Annotated in this window: 14 protein-coding genes and 5 tRNA genes; 7 read left to right on the forward strand and 12 right to left on the reverse strand. The window is 61.4% G+C overall.

Features of this window, described 5'->3' with window-relative positions; translation table 11 throughout:
* Nucleotides 1–18 precede the first annotated feature (18 nt).
* The gene (locus tag AAZU54_RS07995; RefSeq protein WP_434726940.1) at nt 19–273 is read left to right on the forward strand and encodes a hypothetical protein; all 255 of its coding nucleotides are present in this window, start codon (nt 19–21) and stop codon (nt 271–273) included.
* On the opposite strand, the gene AAZU54_RS08000 is transcribed toward AAZU54_RS07995, so the two are convergent.
* From AAZU54_RS08000 to AAZU54_RS08025, 6 genes are all read right to left on the reverse strand, one after another.
* Complete coding sequence (locus AAZU54_RS08000; protein WP_186555011.1) at nt 252–1,031, reverse strand: class I SAM-dependent methyltransferase; 780 nt, start codon at nt 1,029–1,031, stop codon at nt 252–254. The genes AAZU54_RS07995 and AAZU54_RS08000 overlap by 22 nt on opposite strands.
* Nucleotides 1,032–1,313: 282 nt before the next feature.
* Nucleotides 1,314–1,398 (reverse strand) — tRNA-Leu (locus AAZU54_RS08005).
* 58 nt (nt 1,399–1,456) lie between these two features.
* A tRNA-His gene (locus AAZU54_RS08010) sits at nt 1,457–1,532 on the reverse strand.
* 43 nt (nt 1,533–1,575) lie between these two features.
* Nucleotides 1,576–1,660, reverse strand: a tRNA-Leu gene (locus AAZU54_RS08015).
* Nucleotides 1,661–1,717: 57 nt separating this feature from the next.
* A tRNA-His gene (locus AAZU54_RS08020) sits at nt 1,718–1,793 on the reverse strand.
* Between the two features lie 42 nt (nt 1,794–1,835).
* Nucleotides 1,836–1,912: transfer RNA gene (locus tag AAZU54_RS08025), tRNA-Arg, on the reverse strand.
* A gap of 270 nt (nt 1,913–2,182) precedes the next feature.
* Between AAZU54_RS08025 and folD the strand changes: the two genes are divergently transcribed.
* Nucleotides 2,183–3,037: a bifunctional methylenetetrahydrofolate dehydrogenase/methenyltetrahydrofolate cyclohydrolase FolD gene (gene folD / locus AAZU54_RS08030; protein ID WP_405128769.1), complete on the forward strand. Its 855-nt coding sequence runs from the start codon at nt 2,183–2,185 to the stop codon at nt 3,035–3,037.
* Between the two features lie 142 nt (nt 3,038–3,179).
* Here the strand turns inward: folD and AAZU54_RS08035 are convergent, their stop codons facing one another.
* The 6 genes from AAZU54_RS08035 to AAZU54_RS08060 are packed head-to-tail and all read right to left on the reverse strand — an operon-like array spanning nt 3,180 to nt 9,093.
* On the reverse strand, nt 3,180–4,916 hold the full coding sequence (locus AAZU54_RS08035; protein WP_186555013.1) for an ABC transporter substrate-binding protein: 1,737 nt from the start codon (nt 4,914–4,916) through the stop codon (nt 3,180–3,182).
* 35 nt (nt 4,917–4,951) lie between these two features.
* Nucleotides 4,952–5,224, reverse strand: a complete 273-nt coding sequence (locus tag AAZU54_RS08040; RefSeq protein WP_186555014.1) for a DUF2160 domain-containing protein — start codon at nt 5,222–5,224, stop codon at nt 4,952–4,954.
* Nucleotides 5,225–5,236: 12 nt separating this feature from the next.
* The gene (locus AAZU54_RS08045; protein WP_186555015.1) at nt 5,237–6,037 is read right to left on the reverse strand and encodes a carbohydrate ABC transporter permease; all 801 of its coding nucleotides are present in this window, start codon (nt 6,035–6,037) and stop codon (nt 5,237–5,239) included.
* 4 nt (nt 6,038–6,041) lie between these two features.
* Nucleotides 6,042–6,905: a carbohydrate ABC transporter permease gene (locus AAZU54_RS08050; protein ID WP_186555016.1), complete on the reverse strand. Its 864-nt coding sequence runs from the start codon at nt 6,903–6,905 to the stop codon at nt 6,042–6,044.
* Entirely contained in the window at nt 6,902–7,999 is a 1,098-nt protein-coding gene (locus AAZU54_RS08055) for an ABC transporter ATP-binding protein (RefSeq protein WP_186555017.1), read from the reverse strand. The genes AAZU54_RS08050 and AAZU54_RS08055 overlap by 4 nt, the downstream gene beginning before the upstream one ends.
* Nucleotides 7,999–9,093 carry an ABC transporter ATP-binding protein gene (locus tag AAZU54_RS08060; protein WP_434726941.1) on the reverse strand — a complete coding sequence of 365 codons (1,095 nt, stop codon included), beginning with the start codon at nt 9,091–9,093 and terminating at the stop codon, nt 7,999–8,001. The genes AAZU54_RS08055 and AAZU54_RS08060 overlap by 1 nt, the downstream gene beginning before the upstream one ends.
* Nucleotides 9,094–9,327: 234 nt before the next feature.
* On the opposite strand from AAZU54_RS08060, the gene AAZU54_RS08065 reads away from it, so the two are divergent.
* The 5 genes from AAZU54_RS08065 to AAZU54_RS08085 all read left to right on the forward strand — a co-directional run bounded on the left by AAZU54_RS08065 (nt 9,328) and on the right by AAZU54_RS08085 (nt 18,164).
* Nucleotides 9,328–11,133, forward strand: a complete 1,806-nt coding sequence (locus AAZU54_RS08065; RefSeq protein WP_434726942.1) for a sigma-54-dependent Fis family transcriptional regulator — start codon at nt 9,328–9,330, stop codon at nt 11,131–11,133.
* Nucleotides 11,134–11,201: 68 nt separating this feature from the next.
* Nucleotides 11,202–11,600, forward strand: a complete 399-nt coding sequence (locus AAZU54_RS08070; RefSeq protein ID WP_434726943.1) for a hypothetical protein — start codon at nt 11,202–11,204, stop codon at nt 11,598–11,600.
* Entirely contained in the window at nt 11,554–16,035 is a 4,482-nt protein-coding gene (locus tag AAZU54_RS08075) for a dermonecrotic toxin domain-containing protein (protein ID WP_434726944.1), read from the forward strand. Before AAZU54_RS08070 ends, AAZU54_RS08075 begins: the two co-directional genes overlap by 47 nt.
* A gap of 149 nt (nt 16,036–16,184) precedes the next feature.
* Nucleotides 16,185–17,102 (forward strand): citrulline utilization hydrolase CtlX, encoded by a 918-nt coding sequence (gene ctlX / locus AAZU54_RS08080; protein WP_186555021.1) that lies wholly within the window; start codon nt 16,185–16,187, stop codon nt 17,100–17,102.
* Nucleotides 17,103–17,120: 18 nt separating this feature from the next.
* The gene (locus AAZU54_RS08085) at nt 17,121–18,164 is read left to right on the forward strand and encodes an ornithine cyclodeaminase (RefSeq protein WP_186555022.1); all 1,044 of its coding nucleotides are present in this window, start codon (nt 17,121–17,123) and stop codon (nt 18,162–18,164) included.
* The last annotated feature ends 97 nt before the right edge of the window (nt 18,165–18,261 follow it).

Below are 18,261 nucleotides of genomic sequence, written 5' to 3' on the forward strand. Positions count from 1 at the left end.
CGAGGAGGTCGCCCAGGCATGCCCGTCCCCCTCGAGATAGACCCGCAACGCACCCGGGCGCAGCGCGCCGACTGGAGCGCTTATGACCAGTGGAAAATCCGCAGTGGCCAGCACCTCGACCGTGCGCCGGTGCTCGCCAGCAAGCGCTTCAAGCGCCTCACGAGGCGATTGGCAAGCCACCAACAAGAGGCAGGCAAGCAGCACCGACAACCGACCACCAGAGCAGCCTGTCAGCGCACGCCACTCCTCCTTCACACGAAGCTGATATTGTGACGCTGCGCGCCATACACCACACGCGCCGCCGTGATCAGTTGATGTGGGATTTCGACATAGGGCACATCAGAGTTGGCCAGTGCCATATCGACAAGCTGTACCAGCATCGAGTTACGGCGCACCAGGATCACATCCGACCAATCGGTGTTGGTCATTGCCACAGGAATGAAGTCTGAACGCTTGAGGAAGCTACCCAGCGCCTCGAGTACGCCCAGATTCTGCTTGGTGCCGTTCTCACTGTGACAGCAGTCATTGAGCATCATGATGCCATCTTCACCCAGGAACTCCTGATAGCGCATCATGTCGCGCAGCACGTATTCATACTGGTGATTGGCATCGACATAGACCAGGTCGAACTGCTGGATACCGGTTTGCTGGCGAACCTTCTCGATCCCACCAATGGTATCGGAGCGAATCATCGTCACCTCGGGCATATCGACAAACTTCGCTGCGCACTCGTCGTAGAGCCTGTCCCAGGTCGATTCATCGTGCAATGAGCCACCATAGTAGTACTCATAGGCATCGACCGGGCTGACCCACGACGGCAGCTCCTCGAATGGACTGTAGGCCTCGTTGGAGGCCTTGCTCCAGCTATCGATCAAAACCATGCGCTCTGGCGCCAGGGCTGCGCGCAGCTTCAACGCATTCTCCCCGCGCAACACACCCAACTCCGCCACCACCGGACGCTTGTCCAACGCTTGAAATACCGCGCCAAGCAGGCTGTAAAAGTTTTCTCGGGTCGCGCTGCAGACTTTCATGGTCAGTTCCTTTTTTTACACGAGGGACGCAGCCGGCAGGCTGGCGAGGTGACATTCGCAAGCAAGAATCCGACCAACCCAAGCAAACTCATAGAACAGCCGAAAAGCCAGGCACGATCAGGCCTGCAGCCTTGCGCACCCATAATCGCTAGCGCCAGGCGAATGACGGTAACGCCAAAAAAAACACTGAACAGGACACTGCCAGAACAAAAAAAATGCCGCACATGGCGGCATTTTTTTAGAGCCCTCACACGCGCTCGATGGCCGTTGAAAGCAGGGGAATGGTGCGGACGAAGAGACTCGAACTCTTACAGCTTGCGCCGCTGGAACCTAAATCCAGTGTGTCTACCAATTTCACCACGTCCGCGTGAAGCAGATAAAACAAAAGGCGCCTGATTATACAATCAAGGCGCCTTCGAAAAATATGGGGTGGACGATGGGAATCGAACCCACGACAACCGGAATCACAATCCGGCGCTCTACCAACTGAGCTACGCCCACCATATTGCGGTGTTGCAGTGTTGCATTGAAGCTTACAGAAACATGGTGCGGACGAAGAGACTCGAACTCTTACAGCTTGCGCCGCTGGAACCTAAATCCAGTGTGTCTACCAATTTCACCACGTCCGCGTGTAACACTTAAAACAAAGGCGCCAGATCCAACAATCAAGGCGCCTTTGCAGAATATGGGGTGGACGATGGGAATCGAACCCACGACAACCGGAATCACAATCCGGCGCTCTACCAACTGAGCTACGCCCACCATATCGCGCTACAACTTCACTTGCGTGCCTATGCCGCCTAATGGCGCACCCGGCAGGACTCGAACCTGCGACCATCCGCTTAGAAGGCGGATGCTCTATCCAGCTGAGCTACGGGCGCATAAGCATGCCGCCTGACCGAATGAGGCTTATCAGTCAAGCTGTTAAACCACTCATTCTGCCCGACTTAGCCAACCAGTGCTAGGCTGTGCCCGACAAGTGCGCCGAATGTTATAGACGAGCTGCAAAAGCGTCAACCTCTTTCTCTAAAAAATTTAAATTATTGAAGGGGTTAGGGGATTTGCCCGACCACCCGCCTTTGCCCTCGCGCCGTGTCGTGCGAGAATGCGCGCTTCTATATGTTCCTTTCTCGATGGTTAATCACGCGTCTATGACTGCACACCTTATCGATGGCAAGGCGATCGCCGCCCGCCTGCGCCAGCAGATCGCTCAACGTGTCGTGGAGCGTCGCCAGCAAGGCCTGCGTACGCCAGGCCTGGCGGTGATCCTGGTCGGCACCGATCCCGCTTCCCAAGTCTATGTATCGCACAAGCGCAAGGACTGCGAGGAGGTCGGCTTCATTTCCCAGGCCTTCGACCTGCCTAGCGATACCACGCAGCAAGCCCTGACCGAGCTGATCGATCACCTCAATGACGATGCAGCGGTCGACGGCATCCTGCTGCAACTGCCGCTGCCGGCACACCTGGACGCCTCGCTGCTGCTCGAGCGCATCCGTCCGGACAAAGACGTCGATGGCTTCCATCCTTATAACGTCGGTCGTCTGGCCCAACGTATCCCGCTGCTGCGCCCGTGCACGCCCAAAGGCATCATGACCTTGCTGGAAAGCACCGGGCAGGATCTGTATGGGATGAACGCGGTCGTAGTGGGCGCTTCGAACATCGTTGGCCGGCCAATGGCCATGGAACTGCTGCTGGCCGGCTGCACCGTGACCGTCACCCACCGCTTTACCAAGGACCTGGCCGGCCACGTCGGCCGCGCCGACCTGGTGGTGGTGGCTGCTGGCAAGCCAGGCCTGGTCAAGGGTGAGTGGATCAAGCAAGGCGCCATCGTCATCGACGTCGGCATCAACCGCCAGGAAGACGGCAAGCTGGTGGGCGACGTGGTCTATGAGACTGCCCTGCCCCGCGCAGGCTGGATCACCCCGGTACCGGGCGGCGTGGGCCCGATGACCCGGGCGTGCTTGCTGGAGAACACACTGTTTGCCGCCGAAGAGCTGCATAAGTGAGTTGAATAGAGAACGGCACCTTTAGCAGGTGCCGTTTTTTTATGCACTGAATTTCATGCAGCCCTCACCGGCCTCATCGCGGGGCAAGCCCGCTCCCACGCAGAACGCTCTGCGCCTTGGCACGTACAGCATCACCCTCAAGTCACTTACGCGCCGCCTCCCACGACTTGAGCAACTCGCTGTAGCTCACCGTCTCGCCCTTGGGCTTCTCGTTCTCAAGCTTAGGCTTGGGTGCACCCGGCTGGTCGAACCAATACTGGGCATCTTTCTCCGGATTGAGCTTGGGCGCACAGGTCGCCTGCGCCTTGGAGCGTTCAAGCCGTTCAAGCATGCGGTCCTGATCGCGGGCCAGGCCATCGAGCGCCTGCTGCGGAGTCTTCTCGCCACTGGCCACTTCGGCGATATGGCTCCACCACAACTGGGCCAGGCGCGGGTAATCCGGGACGTTGGTGCCGGTCGGCGTCCACTGCACCCGGGCCGGGCTGCGGTAGAACTCCACCAAGCCGCCAAGTTTGGGCGCAAGCTCGGTCATGGCCTGGGAATTGATGTCCGACTCACGAATTGGCGTCAGGCCGACGATGGTCTTTTTCAACGATACGGTCTTGGAAGTGACGAACTGCGCATACAGCCAGGCCGCCAAGCGCTGCTTCTCGGGAGTGGATTTGAAGAACGTCCAGGAGCCTGTGTCCTGGTAACCGAGCTTCATCCCCTCCTCCCAGTACGGCCCCTTCGGCGAAGGCGCCATGCGCCACTTCGGCGTACCGTCGGCGTTGACTACCGGCAGGCCGGGCTTGGTCATGTCCGCGGTAAACGCGGTGTACCAGAAGATCTGCTGAGCGATGTTGCCTTGCGCAGGCACCGGGCCTGCCTCGGAGAAGGTCATGCCCTGGGCTTCCTTGGGCGCATAGGCTCGCATCCAGTCGACATATTTCTGGGTCGCATAGACCGCCGCTGGGCCGTTGGTGTCGCCACCCCGAGTAACGCTGGAACCAACCGGATGACAGTCCTCAACGCGTATCCCCCACTCGTCCACCGGCAGGCCATTGGGCAGGCCCTTGTCGCCGCCGCCGGCCATGGAGAACCAGGCGTCAGTGAAGCGCCAGCCCAACGATGGGTCTTTCTTGCCGTAGTCCATGTGGCCATAGACGCGCTTGCCGTCGATCTCCTTGACGTCCTCGGTGAAGAACTTGGCGATGTCCTCGTAGGCCGACCAGTTCACCGGCACACCCAGTTCGTAGCCGTACTTCTCCTTGAACTTGGCCTTGAGCTCGGGGCGATCGAACCAGTCAGCGCGGAACCAGTACAAGTTGGCGAACTGCTGGTCGGGCAGTTGGTAGACCTTGCCGTCTGGCGCTGTGGTGAACGAGATGCCGATGAAGTCTTGCAGATCCAGGGTCGGCGAGGTGTAGGCCTTGCCTTCGTTGGCCATCATGTCGGTAATCGATTCGACCTTGCCGTAGCGAAAATGGGTACCGATCAAGTCGGAGTCGTTGACCCAGCCGTCATAAATATTCTTGTCCGACTGCATCTGGGTCTGCAGCTTTTCCACCACATCGCCTTCTTGCAGCAGGTCGTGGGTCAGCGCAATCCCAGTGATCTCACTGAAGGCCTTGGCCAGTACCTTGGACTCGTACTCGTGGGTGGTGATGGTTTCCGAAACCACGTTGATCTTCATCCCACGGAACGATTCGGCGGCTTTGATAAACCACTTGAGTTCGTCCATCTGCTGCTGCGGGGTCAGGGTCGAGGGCTTGAATTCGCTGTCGATCCATTTCTTCGCCGCGTCCTCGTACTGATCGGCCCAGGCGTTGCCCTGCAGCCCTAGCACAAGTACCGCGGCCAGGGTCAAATGTCGCCGCTTGTTGTCGTTATCGAACATTGTGATCTCCCGATTGAGTTATTCCACGGCGCCAGTCATCCCCAGCGCAGCACCAGCACCAGCCAAGCCAGCGACAACAGCGAGGCCACCCACAACGGCCAGTCGCTGACCCCAATTATCAATAGGTGCAGGTAGGCACTGGCCAGCAAACCGATGAACAGCCGGTCGCCACGGGTGGTGACAATCGGCAGAAAACCACGCCGCTCGATGCACGGCCGGCGCAGCTCAAGCACGGTCATGCCCAACAGCATCAGGCCCACTGCGATGAAAAACAGCGCAGTGGGCAAGGTCCAGGCCATCCACTCCATCGCGTCGCCCTCCTACACCCGGCCCAAGGCGAAGCCCTTGGCCACATGGTTACGGACAAACCAGATCACCAGCATGCCTGGCAGGATCGTCAGCACCCCGGCGGCGGCTAGCACCCCCCAGTCGATGCCCGAGGCCGACACGGTGCGAGTCATCACCGCGGCGATCGGCTTGGCGTTGACCGAGGTCAAGGTGCGCGCCAGCAGCAATTCGACCCAAGAAAACATGAAGCAGAAAAACGCCGTCACACCGATCCCCGAGCCGATCAGCGGGATGAAAATCTTCACAAAAAAACGCGGGAAGCTATAACCGTCGATGTAGGCGGTTTCGTCGATTTCCTTGGGCACGCCGGACATGAAGCCTTCCAGGATCCACACCGCCAGCGGCACGTTGAACAGGCAGTGCGCCAGGGCCACGGCGATATGGGTGTCGAACAGGCCGATCGAGGAATACAGCTGGAAGAACGGCAGCAAGAACACCGCCGGTGGTGCCATGCGGTTGGTCAACAGCCAGAAGAACAGGTGCCGGTCGCCGAGAAAGCGGTAGCGCGAGAAGGCATACGCAGCCGGCAGCGCCACTGCCAGCGAGATCAGGGTATTCAGGCACACGTAGTACAGCGAGTTGAGGTAGCCGGTGTACCAGCTGGGGTCAGTGAAGATCACCTTGTAGTTATCCAGGGTGAATGCCTCTGGCCACAAGGTCAGGCCGCCGAGGATCTCGCTGTTGGGCTTGAACGACATGTTCAGCAGCCAATAGATCGGCACCAGCAGGAAGAAGAAGTACAGCAGCAAGGGCACTGTCTTGCGCAGGGTCATCGGCCTAGTCCTTGTCGGCATGGGTCATGGCCGTGTAGAACAGCCACGACACCAGCAGGATGATCAGGAAATACACCAGCGAGAACGCCGCTGCCGGGCCTAGGTCGAACTGCCCCACGGCCATGCGCGTCAGGGTCTGACTGAGGAAGGTGGTGGCATTGCCGGGGCCGCCGCCGGTGAGCACGAAAGGCTCGGTGTAGATCATGAAGCTGTCCATGAAACGCAGCATTACCGCGATCAGCAGCACATTCTTCAGCTTGGGCAATTGGATATGCCGAAACACCGCCCAGGCCGAGGCGCGGTCGATGCGCGCAGCCTGGTAATACACATCGGGGATCGCGCGCAGGCCCGAGTAGCACAGCAGCGCGACCAGTGAAGTCCAGTGCCAGACATCCATCACCAGCACCGTGACCCAGGCATCGAAGGGGTTACCGGCATAGTTGTAGTTGACCCCCAACTGCGCCAGGGTAGCCCCGAGCAGGCCGATATCGGCACGGCCGAAGATCTGCCAGATGGTGCCCACCACGTTCCATGGAATCAGCAGCGGGATGGCCATCACGATCAGGCACACCGAGGCCATGCGGCCTTTGGTCGGCATGGTCAGGGCGATGGCGATGCCCAGCGGGATCTCGATCAGCAGCACGCAACCGGAATAGATGAACTGACGCAACAGCGCGTCGTGCAGGGCCGGATCTCGCAGCACCTGGCGATACCAGTCGGTGCCGACGAAGTAGCGATTGGACTGATCGAAGATGTCCTGCAGCGAATAGTTGACCACGGTCATCATCGGGATCACCGCGCTGAACGCGACCAGCAGGAACACCGGCAGCACCAACCACCAGGCCTTGTTGTTCGGCACCTTGTTCATGGCGCCAGCTCCAGCAGCAGATCATCGACATAGAGCATCAACCACTGGCTCGGCAAGCTGACCCAGGCGCGTCCCTGTGGCACCGGCCGATCTTCTGGCATACGCGCCTTGAGCGGGGTGCCGGCCAAATCGAGCGTGACAATGCGGTAGGTGCCCAAATCCTCCACATCCACCACAAGCGCCTCGAAGGTATCGTCCAGCGGCCGCTCCCAAACCTGCACGAATTCCGGCCTGATACCCACCTGCAGGCGCCCGCCCGGCTGCTCCGCCAGACGCTCGCGCAAGCCTGCTGGCAGCGTTAGGTGGACGTCGCCAAAACCCACCCCATCGGCCTGCGCGCGCACCTCGATCAGGTTCATCCCGGGGCTACCGATGAAGTAGCCGACAAAGGTGTGCCGCGGGCGCTCGAACAGCTCACGCGGGGTGCCGAACTGGACGATCCGTCCGCCATGCATCACCGCAATCTTGTCGGCGAAGGTCGAGGCCTCCAGCTGATCATGGGTGACGTAGATCATGGTGATGTTGAACTGCTCATGGATCTGCTTGAGCTTGCGCCGCAGCTTCCACTTCAGGTGCGGGTCGATCACCGTCAGCGGCTCGTCGAAGAGGATCGCCGAGACGTCATCACGCACCAGGCCACGCCCCATGGAAACTTTCTGCTTCTCGTCGGCGCTGAGGTTGCGCGCTTTCTTTTTCAGTACCTCAGCCAGGTCGAGCACCTCGGCGATCTCCGCCACCCGCGCGCGCACCCGGGTTTCGTCCAGGCCCTGGTTGCGCAGGGGAAAGGCCAGGTTGTCGAACACGCTCATGGTGTCGTAGACAACCGGGAACTGAAACACCTGGGCGATGTTGCGCTGCTGCGGCGACAGTTCATTGACCGGTTTGCCGTCGAACAGCACCTCGCCCTGGGAGGGGCTGAGCAAACCGGAAATGATGTTGAGCAAGGTCGACTTGCCGCAGCCCGACGGCCCAAGCAAGGCATAGGCCCCACCCTGCTCCCAGACATGCTCCAGCTCATGCAAGGCATAGTCGGCCGATGAGCGTGGCTGGCGGCTGTAGCTGTGAGCCAACTGGCGCAAACGAATCTCGGCCATCAGGCGCTCCTCGTTTCGCGCAGGCCAGGCGCCTGCACCAGTGCTCCGGCGCTGTCGAAGACGAACAGCTTGTGGGTCGGGACAAACACACGAATGGCCGTGTCGACCTGATACTCGTGCACACCGGGCAGGTGCAGAATCATTCGCCAGTGCTCGTTGCGCACATGCAGGAAGGTTTCCGAGCCACTGATTTCGGCCAACTCCACCAGCACCGGCAACTCCAGGTCATCGTCATGCGCCGGCACTAGCGTGATATGGCTGGGACGCACGCCGAAGCGGTACTGGCCATCGCCCAGCCGGCGCAGGTCGGCGTTGCGGGCAAAGTGCACCGCGCCGGCCAGGCTGACTTCGTTACCGGCGATCTGCCCGGGCACCAGATTGATCGGCGGTTCGGAAAACAGCTCGGCGGCCAGCTCGTTACAAGGGTGGTGGTAGACCTCGGCGCTGGCTGCACTCTGGATAATCCGCCCTCGATCAACCAGGGTCGTGGTACCGCCCAAGGCCAACGCTTCGTTCGGCTCGGTGGTGGCGTACACGGCAATGCAGTTGCGTGCGGCGAACAGCTCGCGCAACTCCTGGCGCAGCCCCTCGCGCAACTTGTAGTCGAGGTTGACCAACGGCTCGTCGAACAGGATCAGCGAGGCGTCCTTGACCAGCGCACGGGCCATCGCCGTGCGCTGCTGCTGGCCGCCGGACAGCTCCAACGGCAAGCGCTGCAGATACGCCTCGATGCGCAGCATCTGCGCCGTTTCCTGCACCCGCCGACGAATTTCGTCCTCCGCCAGACGTGCCTGGCGCAAGGGCGAGGCGATGTTCTCGAAGACCGTCAGGGTCGGGTAATTGATGAACTGCTGATAGACCATCGACACGTTGCGCTGACGCACCGGCACGCCGGTAACGTCTTGGCCATTGATCAGCACCCGACCACGATCAGGCCGATCGAGCCCGGCCATGAGGCGCATCAGGCTGGTCTTGCCGGCCAGGGTGCGACCCAACAGCACGTTGAACGAGCCGGGTTCGAAACGCAGGCTGGCATCGACAATCCAAGGCTGGTTGTCGACGCTGCGGCTGACCTGCTCGAGCACCAGGGACATGGCGTGGCCTTTTGTCGTTGTTGTGCGCAGACCAGAGCCAGATCCGTGCCAGGCCAGGGGCGAGGGCTCTATCACCGAGCCGCGAGGCATCAACGCTGGTTGCCAGCACAAGCCGACTGAACACCAATGAACAGTTTCGCTGCACAACTGAACAGACCCGGCATTGACAATGAACAGCGCTGAACAACACTGAACTGCGGTCGGCACAAAACAACAATCACACAGGACAGGCCCATGGCCGCATCCGCATCGACCCATGCCCAATTGATCCAGGCCTCCTGGGCGCGTTGCCGCGAGCACGGCCTGGCGCCCCACGGCGCGCCGGATTTCGACTGCCTAACCCCCGTGCAACTGAACGCCCTGCTCGAACGCCAGCAAGCCCTGCTGCGCGTAACCCGAGATGAGGTCATGCCGCAATACAGCCACCTGTTGGGCAACTCCAGCTATCTGGTCATGCTCGCCGATGCCGCTGGCTGCCTGCTGCAGACCTGGGGTACGCAGCGTTTTGTCGAGCCGCGCCAACAACATGGTTTCTGCCCTGGAGCCTGCTGGCGCGAGCAAGGCGTGGGGACCAATGCCCTGGGCACCGCGCTGATCTGCGGCGAAGCCATTCATGTCAGCCAGGACGAGCACTTCCTGCGCCAGAATCGCTACATGGCCAGCGCCGCTGCGCCGTTGTTCGATGCCGAGCGAGGCCTGATTGGCGTGCTCGATGTGGCCAGCGATGGTTATCTGCCCGCCGCTCAAACCCTGGGCCTGGTGCGCATGATGAGCCAGAGCCTGGAGAACCGGCTGATCCTCGCCCGGCATGCCGATCAATTGCACCAGCTGCTGTTCAACAGTGGTCCGGATAACCTCGACAGCTCATGGGCCGGCCTGCTGCTGTTCGACGAACACGGTCGGGTACTGGCCGCCAACCACCGGGCCGATAGCCTGCTGGGCCGGGTGCCGCTGCAGCACAATCTGGAGCAGCTCTTCCAGATCCCGCTACGCGAGATCCTGGCGCAAGCCGAGGGCCAGCCGTTTGCCTTGCAAGCGACCGGGCGCAACCGCTTGCATTGCCAATGGCACGCCCCACGCAAGCCGCGCACTGGTCAGCGCAGCGGCAACTACGACCCGCGTGTGGAGAAGGCCTTGGCCCAGGCTGGGCTACTGCTGGAAAAGGACATCCCGGTGCTGGTTCAGGGCGAAACGGGCGTCGGCAAAGAAGTCTTCGTGCAAGCCCTGCACCGCGCCAGCAGCCGTGCCCAGCAACCACTGGTGGCGGTCAACTGTGCAGCGATCCCAGCCGAGCTGGTGGAGTCGGAACTGTTCGGTTATGACAAAGGCGCCTTTACCGGTGCCCACCACAAAGGCAACCCTGGACTGATCCGCAAGGCCCACCTGGGCATCCTGTTTCTCGATGAGATCGGCGACATGCCACTGGCCACCCAAGCTCGTCTTCTGCGGGTGCTGCAATCGCGCAGCATTCAACCGCTGGGCAGCGCTGAGCCAGTGGCGGTGGACATCAGGGTGGTTTCGGCGAGTAATCGCGACCTGGCCGTGCAAGTGCGCGACGGCTCATTTCGCCAAGACCTCTACTATCGCATCGCTGGCCTGAGCCTGACACTGCCAGCGCTGCGCGAGCGTAGCGATAAGCGTCAGTTGATCGAGCAACTGCATGCCCGCTATTGCGAGGCTGGGCAACCCCAGCAGCTGACTGCCCAAGTGATGGAGGTTTTGCTCAACCACCCCTGGCCTGGCAACCTGCGGCAACTGAGCAGCGTGCTGCAAGTGGCACTGGCACTCGCTGGCACCGCTGCGATCAGCATCGAACACCTACCACCAGGTTTTGCTGAACCACACTCTGGTCCTTCAGAAAGTTGCGCGTTGCCAGGCAATGCGCCGGCAACCGGCAGCCTGGTTGAACTGCTGCGCTCGGCTAACGGCAACCTCTCCTCGCTGGCCCGCAGCCTGGGTATCAGCCGCACCACCTTATACAAGCGCTTGCGTGAGCAAGGTGTCGAGCCCGCCCACTCAAGCCTTGTCCGGCACAGGTAGTAACCGGATACACAACCCCGGCACTGGCGTTTGCTTAGCCTCGCTGCTCCACACACCAGGAGCAGCTCATGTCTCACGCACTGCCTCATCACCTTGCCTTGATCCATCAACGAATGCCGAGTTGGCTGCAACAGAGCACCCTTGCGCAGCGCAGCACGCTGAAAAGCCGTCTGCAGCTCAGTCATAAGGCCACCCGCAAGCTGGAGCAGGCCATGGCCTCTATCCAATCGGTCGAGACTTTCTGCCGGCCACTGCTGCACGACGCTCTTAAGTCCTGGTATCCCGGCCAGACGCTGCCCCAGGTTGACCAAGCAGTACTCAGCGATCGCACCCCGGGCCATCACCGATCGATGTCCTGGTTGGAGGCCGCTTTGCAAAACCTGAAGCCGGACACGCCAATTTGGCTTTATCCTTCAGCCGATGGCGCTGGATACGAGCAGGTTCGTCAAGGGCATCCGCAACCTTGACCTGGGCCAGCGCTATCTGAACCACCTGCGCGATCATGTCGACAACGACATTTTTCGCAGCCTGTTGCGCGCCCAGGACCACGCCGCTTTTGCCGCCGAGCTCAGCTGCGCACAGATGCAGGGTCGGCTCGACAGCCGGGGGCAAGCGCTGGGCGAAGCCGCCCTGGCAGGAGCGGTCGAGATCCCTTCAGTACACGGCTCGGCGCGCCTGCAATGTGGCTACTTGAGCGTCTTAGGCGTACCTCTGAGCGGCCCGCTGCTGGTGCGCCGCGAGCCCCAAGGGCAAACCGAACCCTGCCTTCTTTATTTACCGGGTGATCAGCAGGGCGCAGTGCGCCAGTATCCCTCCTTGCAGGCCGCTGGAGCCGCGCTGACTCGAAGGCTATGGAACACCCACTTTCGCCAATTCTTCACGCGTTACGTCAGCCACGCGCAACGCCCTACTTTTATCGCCCGGCTGCGCCAGAGGCTCTATCCGCGCTATCCCTACGCAACCCTTCATCCCACACCACCGGTACTGGAAAAAGGCCAGTCGTTCAGCTGGATCAAGCGTGCGTTTCCCGCCCCACATGAGCTGTGGCAGGAAACCTTGGACAAAAATGCCCGCCTGAGCCTGACGTTCACTCAGTGGCCCGGCAACTGCTTCACTGCCCGCGCCAGCAATCAGGTTCAGAGCACACTTGACGATGCCGTCACCCTCGCCGTCCCGACCGCGCAATTAGACGCCCAGGCGCAACGCGAGCGAATTCTGGGTTGGTTCGGCGTCGGCCTGACGGTGCTGAACGTGGTCAGTTTGTTCCTTCCAGGCCTTGCTCAAGTCATGTTGGTGATAGGAGGCGCGCAGATCGTCAACGAATTTCTCGAAGGGGTCCACGCCCTCGAGGAAGGTGAAACGGATGCGGCCATCGAGCATCTCTTCGAGGTGTTCGATAGCCTGGTGCAGTTCGCTGTGCTGGGGGCTGCACATGCGGCAATCGAACCGCCTGGTCCGCTGGAGCACTGGACAAGCTTTGCCGGCAAATCAAGTTCACGCTTGTGGCACGGCGATCTCAAGCCTTTCAGCGAGCTAACCCCATGGCCCGCCGGCACCGCCAGCGACGGCCAAGGCCTGCACCTTTGGCAAGGCAAGCACTGGCTAAGCCTCGAGGGCAAGGCATTGCCCGTGGAGCAAAACCCTGAAGGTGGCTGGCAATTGGCGCCTGCCAAGGGCCATCGGTATCAACCGCGAATGCTCGGTAACGGCCAAATACCCTGGCAGTTTGAACACGAGCAACCTTTGGCCTGGAATACCGCCAAGTTGCTCAGGCGTATCGCCAGGTGCGAGCCTGCGGTGAGCGATGAAACCCTGTTGCGCGCGCTGCGCTGCAGTGGCTACAGCGAAGCGGCGCTACGCCGCGTGATGGTCGATCAGCAAGCCGCGCCCGCCATGCTGCTCGACAGCCTGCAAGCGCTGGATGCAACGGGTGCAGCGGGGCCTGAGAGCCGCTGGACAGACGCCAGCGCACTGGCGCACGACTTCCCATCGCTAAGCTCAAGGGCCCGCGCTGAGATCCTGGCCAAGGCTGATGCCAAGGACGTCACGCAGATGCAACAGAGCGGCCGGCTGCCCTTGTCGATCGCCGAAACGGCCCGAGTGTATTTGCGTGAAGCGCGCATCGACCGCGCTTTGCAGCGCTTTTATCAACAAAGCGGCCCAGCCCAGGACCGTGATGCGTTGATCTTCGGCACGCTTGAGCAACTACCCGGCTGGACCAACGATGTGCGCCTCGAACTGCGCCAAGGCAGCCCACATGGCCCGCTGCTCAAGGCCTGCGGCGCCGAGGGCCGGCCGGTCAAAACCCTGGTGCGCAGCGCGCAGGGCTACCAACCCTATGATGAACGCGGCCAAGCCCTGGCCAGCAAGATGACTATCTACCAGGCGATTCTCAACGCACTGCCCGATACCGAGCGGGTCGCAATGAAACTTGAGATTCATCAACCGCTGCGCCTGCGTGATGCGTTGTTCGAAAAGGCCTCGATAGATCGGCGGCATACCGCCAGGCAACTGGGGCTGGCGCCAGTGCGCCCCTTGTACCGGCTACCAACGCGGCTGCCACAAGAGCGCCGTATCGGTTACTCACTCAGCGGCCGCGGCCAAGGCTGGACAACTGATGAGCAAGCGTTTGATGCGCTGTTTCCCAGCCGCGAGCCGCAAGATCGTGAATGGTTACGTCAGCGCTTGCGCGAGGAAGCAGGCAACAGCCCAGGCGCGTTCAGCAGATTGCTGGAACGTCTACGCACCGACCTGCAACGGCTCAACCGCACGCTCGATACCTGGATCAACGATCCCGAGGGCATCGCAGTAGGCGCGCTTGAGCAAAGAAGGGCCGCACGTACCGAGGCTGCGCGGCGGATACGCCAAGCCTGGCGCCGGGAGGGCCAGCCGGGTGATGTGGGGCTGATCCTGCAGGCAGAGCACCTGGGCCCGCTACCCAACCTGCCAAGCCAACTCGAACACGTCAGGGTGCTCATGGTCAACGGTTCACATAGCGGCGAAGCGATGAACATGGAGGGCTTTCTGCAAGCCTTCCCGCGGGTTCAGCTACTGGACATTTCCTCCAATATGCTGCGCTGGCTGCCTGAGCCCATCGCCCAGATGCGCGAGTTGCAAGCATTAGATGTCGCGGAGAACTTCCTCCCGCTCGATGGCGAACGAAACGTCAATGTGCTGACTCGTCTGGCGCGGCTACAGCGCCTGAACCTGACCGATGCCGCTGAAAATCTTCCGGTTGCAGCGCTGCAACGACTAGCGCAGTTGCAACACCTGCAAGCGCTGCAACTCGACCTTAACACCCTGACCCTGCAAACCGAGCATTTCCAAGCCTTGCACGGCTGGCCTGCACTGAGCGAACTGAGCCTCGGCTCCAATGCCATCACCTTGACCGCCGAAAGCCGCGCAGCACTCGCTCAATTGACTCGCCTGCGCTCGCTGCGCTTGGGGGAAAACCCATTGCAGCTGGCACCCGATGTAACCGGTTGGCAGCACCTGGAGTCTTTGGATCTCGATCAGTGTGAACTCAGCGAGTGGCCCCAGGGTTTGCCGGATCTTATGGGCCAACGCCCACTGGTACTGCGGTCACTGGACCTGAGCGGCAACCGCTTGGTCGATGCGCCCGCGCTGCATGACAGCGCATTTGCCGAAGCGATCCGCAACCGTGAAGAGCAAACGTTCTACGACTTCGACGGCAATCCATTCAACGAACAAGCCCAAGTCAATTTGCGTGATGCAGGTCTAGCGGCCATTCCCGACCTGGACGCACTTGACGTATCGCCCGAGCAAGCCTGGGCTATAGAGCTTCCCGACGACTTGCAAGCGCAGCGTCAAGCCAACGCCGAGGACCCCATGTGGGCACCGCTGTACCGGTTGTTCGAGCGCATGGTAGATACGCCGGAATATGTCGCCAGCCCACCTCGGATGCGCGAACGGATCGTGCATATCCTGCGTGTGCTAGGCCTGCAACCGGTTGCCGGCGAAGACGGCGGTTGGGGATTGGCGCAATTGCAGCAACAGTTGGTCAACCAGATCGATGCCGCCGCCCAAGCGTGCGTTGATCAGGCCAGTCTGCTGTTCCAGCAAGTAGAAACAGAGGTATCGATCTGGCGCGCCGTCTCTACCGCCCAAGCAGGTGCTGGCGACGAGGCCGTGGCGGTATCCGTGGCCACCGCCATGGCGCGCCAGAGCCGCCTGGATGGGCAAGTCGCCGCCGTGTACGACGCCCGCGTCGCTCGGCGTAACGCATTGGCAGCCGCAGAAGACGACGCAGCGCGCCAGGCGGCTCCCGTCTTGCACCCTGATGACGATCTGAGCGACGCGCTGTTGAGCAACCCGCAAAGCCCGCTGGATGAAATCGAAATGGCGCTGGTTGCGCGGATCTACCTCGCAGACCGGCTGGGCTTGCCCGAGCAGCCCGGACAGATCGCCTTTGGCTATTTGGCCAACCTCAGCGAGGCGACGCTAGAACGCCTGGCAGTGGCTGTTGAGGGCGAGACAGATGCTCGTTACCTGGCGCACTGGGCCAGCGAGCAACGCTTCTGGCAGGCCTGGATCCGGCGCTTGCGTCCGGTCTCGTTCGAGGCGTTGGCGCGAGACTGGGAAGCGGCTTCGGAGTACTTCAATGAACTCAGCGAGGCAACCTCCAGCCCCGGCCCCTACAGTGGCCCCGCCGTGCCCGAACGCTTTATCGCTGAACTGGAGCGACAAACCCAGGCGGTGCCTGGGCTGGTCTGGCGGATCGACGGCGTGTTGCAACGCATCGATCTGGTTTCCAATCGCTACCCTGGCGAGAGTGGCTTGTATGAGCTGGCAGGCAGGCTGCTGCTAAGCACCCGTCGCCAAGCAGAACACGCGCTTTATGCTCAGCTGGCTGAAGAATTGTTCCACGTGAGCCAAGCCTGACCGGCGCGGCTTTGACAGTGTGCAGCCGATTCGGCTGCACACCCCACTTTTTCAGCTGGAGCTGCTGAGCACCAGCCGCGCTTCAGCCGGGATTTCATCACCCTTGGGCGGACAATGGACACACAGCCCACCTGTGGATGCGTGCCCTAATGCAAACAACAAATACCGTCCTCATGATTCGCCCGGCGCGGTTCGCCTTCAACCCCGACACCGCCAGCAACAACCGTTTCCAGCAGGCCCCGCTGGATCCAGAAAGCGCCAGCCGCAAAGCACTGGAAGAGTTCGATGGCTACGTCGACACCTTGCGCCAGCACGGAGTCGAGGTGCTGGTGGTGCAAGACACGCCCGAGCCGCACACCCCAGATTCGATCTTCCCCAACAACTGGTGGAGCAGCCATGCCGACGGCAGCCTGGTGCTCTACCCCATGCAAGGCCACAACCGCCGACTGGAGCGCGGCAAGGGCGTTTTGCAGGTTATCCGCGAGCGTTTCAGCATCGGCCAGACCATCGATCTAAGCCCGCTGGAGCAGCAGAATCTGTTCCTCGAAGGCACTGGCAGCATGGTTTTGGACCGCGAACACCGGATCAGCTACGCCTGCCACTCCGACCGCACCCATGAGACCGCGCTGCGCCAGTTCGCCGAACAGCTGGACTATCGCCTGTGCCTGTTCCATGCCGTTGATCGCCAACAGGCGCCGATCTACCACAGCAACGTAATGATGAATGTAGGCCGCCAACTCGCCGTCGCCTGCCTCGATGCCCTGCCCCACGCCCATGAACGCAAGGCCCTGGAACACTCGCTGCGCGATACCGGCAAGGACATCCTGGCCCTGGGTTTCGAGCACCTGGAGAACTTCGCCGGCAACATGCTCGAAGTCCACGACAAACAAGGCCAACCCCTGCTGGTGATGTCGCGCAGCGCCTGGCGTTCGCTCGACAGCCGCCAGCGCAGCCAGGTCGAGCGGCACAACCAGCCGGTGGTGGTGAACATCGACCATATCGAACGCATCGGCGGCGGCAGCGCCCGCTGCATGCTCGCCGAAGTGCACCTGCCCGTGCGCCATTGACCCTTGAAGGAGACCCTCATGACCCGCTACATCGACGTGCAAGACCTCGCCCGCCTGGTCAACCGCAAGGGCCTGCCCAGCTGCCTTGGCGAAATGGCCGAGTACATCCGCCAGGACTACCTGCGCTGGCACGACTTCGAGAAATGCCCACGCCTGGCCAACCACTCGCCTGACGGGGTGATCGAGTTGATGCCGGTATCGGACGCCAACTTGTATGCCTTCAAGTACGTCAACGGCCATCCGAAGAACACCCACAATGGCCTGCTCACGGTCATGGCCTTTGGTGCCCTGGGCGACGTCGACACCGGCGCACCGGTGCTGCTCAGCGAAATGACCCTGACCACCGCCATCCGCACTGCCGCCACCTCGGCCCTGGCCGCCCGCTACCTGGCCCGGCCTGGCAGCCGCAGCATGGCGCTGATCGGCAATGGCTCGCAGAGCGAATTCCAAGCCATTGCCTTCCATACCATGCTGGGGATCGAGGAGATCCGCCTGTATGACATCGACCGCGACGCTTCGGCCAAGCTGCTGGCCAACCTGGCCAGCTACCCTGGCTTGAAATTGACCCTTGCAGGCTCCGTGGCCGAGGCGGTACGCGGCGCCGACATCGTCACCACGGTGACTGCCGACAAGGCTTACGCGACCATTCTCACCCCGCAGATGATCGAACCGGGCATGCATCTGAATGCCGTGGGCGGCGACTGCCCCGGCAAGACCGAGTTGCACCGGGAGATCGTTGAGCGAGCGCGGGTGATCGTCGAGTACGAGCCGCAGAGCCGCATCGAGGGTGAGATTCAGCAGATGCCGGCGGACTCGCCGACCACTGAATTCTGGCAGGTGGTCCAGGGGCTGGTCGCCGGGCGCGAGAGTGACGTGCAGGTCACCCTGTTCGACTCGGTTGGGTTTGCCATCGAGGATTACTCGGCGCTGCGTTATGTGCTGGATGTGGCCAAGGCGTTGGAGATTGGCAGTGACATCGCGCTGGTGCCGGCGCTTGAGAATCCGAAGGATCTGTATGCGCTGTTGCAGCCGAAGGTGGCCAGCGTCAAACGCATTGCCTGAACGCTGTTTTGGGGCCTGCATTGCCGGCCCCAAAACGCCATAACCCACGCTAAAACCGCTGTCGCACTTCTATAAACCGATGTCGCGACAGCCGATT

It is taken from the genome of Pseudomonas sp. Je.1.5.c (assembly GCF_051129895.1).
Lineage (GTDB): Bacteria > Pseudomonadota > Gammaproteobacteria > Pseudomonadales > Pseudomonadaceae > Aquipseudomonas > Aquipseudomonas urmiensis.

Coding starts and splice junctions, on each gene's coding strand:
- AAZU54_RS07995 (WP_434726940.1), top strand. CDS start 19: ATGCCCGTCCCCCTCGAGATAGACCCGCAACGCACCCGGGCGCAGCGC.
- AAZU54_RS08000 (WP_186555011.1), bottom strand. CDS start 1,031: ATGAAAGTCTGCAGCGCGACCCGAGAAAACTTTTACAGCCTGCTTGGC.
- folD (WP_405128769.1), top strand. CDS start 2,183: ATGACTGCACACCTTATCGATGGCAAGGCGATCGCCGCCCGCCTGCGC.
- AAZU54_RS08035 (WP_186555013.1), bottom strand. CDS start 4,916: ATGTTCGATAACGACAACAAGCGGCGACATTTGACCCTGGCCGCGGTA.
- AAZU54_RS08040 (WP_186555014.1), bottom strand. CDS start 5,224: ATGGAGTGGATGGCCTGGACCTTGCCCACTGCGCTGTTTTTCATCGCA.
- AAZU54_RS08045 (WP_186555015.1), bottom strand. CDS start 6,037: ATGACCCTGCGCAAGACAGTGCCCTTGCTGCTGTACTTCTTCTTCCTG.
- AAZU54_RS08050 (WP_186555016.1), bottom strand. CDS start 6,905: ATGAACAAGGTGCCGAACAACAAGGCCTGGTGGTTGGTGCTGCCGGTG.
- AAZU54_RS08055 (WP_186555017.1), bottom strand. CDS start 7,999: ATGGCCGAGATTCGTTTGCGCCAGTTGGCTCACAGCTACAGCCGCCAG.
- AAZU54_RS08060 (WP_434726941.1), bottom strand. CDS start 9,093: ATGTCCCTGGTGCTCGAGCAGGTCAGCCGCAGCGTCGACAACCAGCCT.
- AAZU54_RS08065 (WP_434726942.1), top strand. CDS start 9,328: ATGGCCGCATCCGCATCGACCCATGCCCAATTGATCCAGGCCTCCTGG.
- AAZU54_RS08070 (WP_434726943.1), top strand. CDS start 11,202: ATGTCTCACGCACTGCCTCATCACCTTGCCTTGATCCATCAACGAATG.
- AAZU54_RS08075 (WP_434726944.1), top strand. CDS start 11,554: ATGGCGCTGGATACGAGCAGGTTCGTCAAGGGCATCCGCAACCTTGAC.
- ctlX (WP_186555021.1), top strand. CDS start 16,185: ATGCAAACAACAAATACCGTCCTCATGATTCGCCCGGCGCGGTTCGCC.
- AAZU54_RS08085 (WP_186555022.1), top strand. CDS start 17,121: ATGACCCGCTACATCGACGTGCAAGACCTCGCCCGCCTGGTCAACCGC.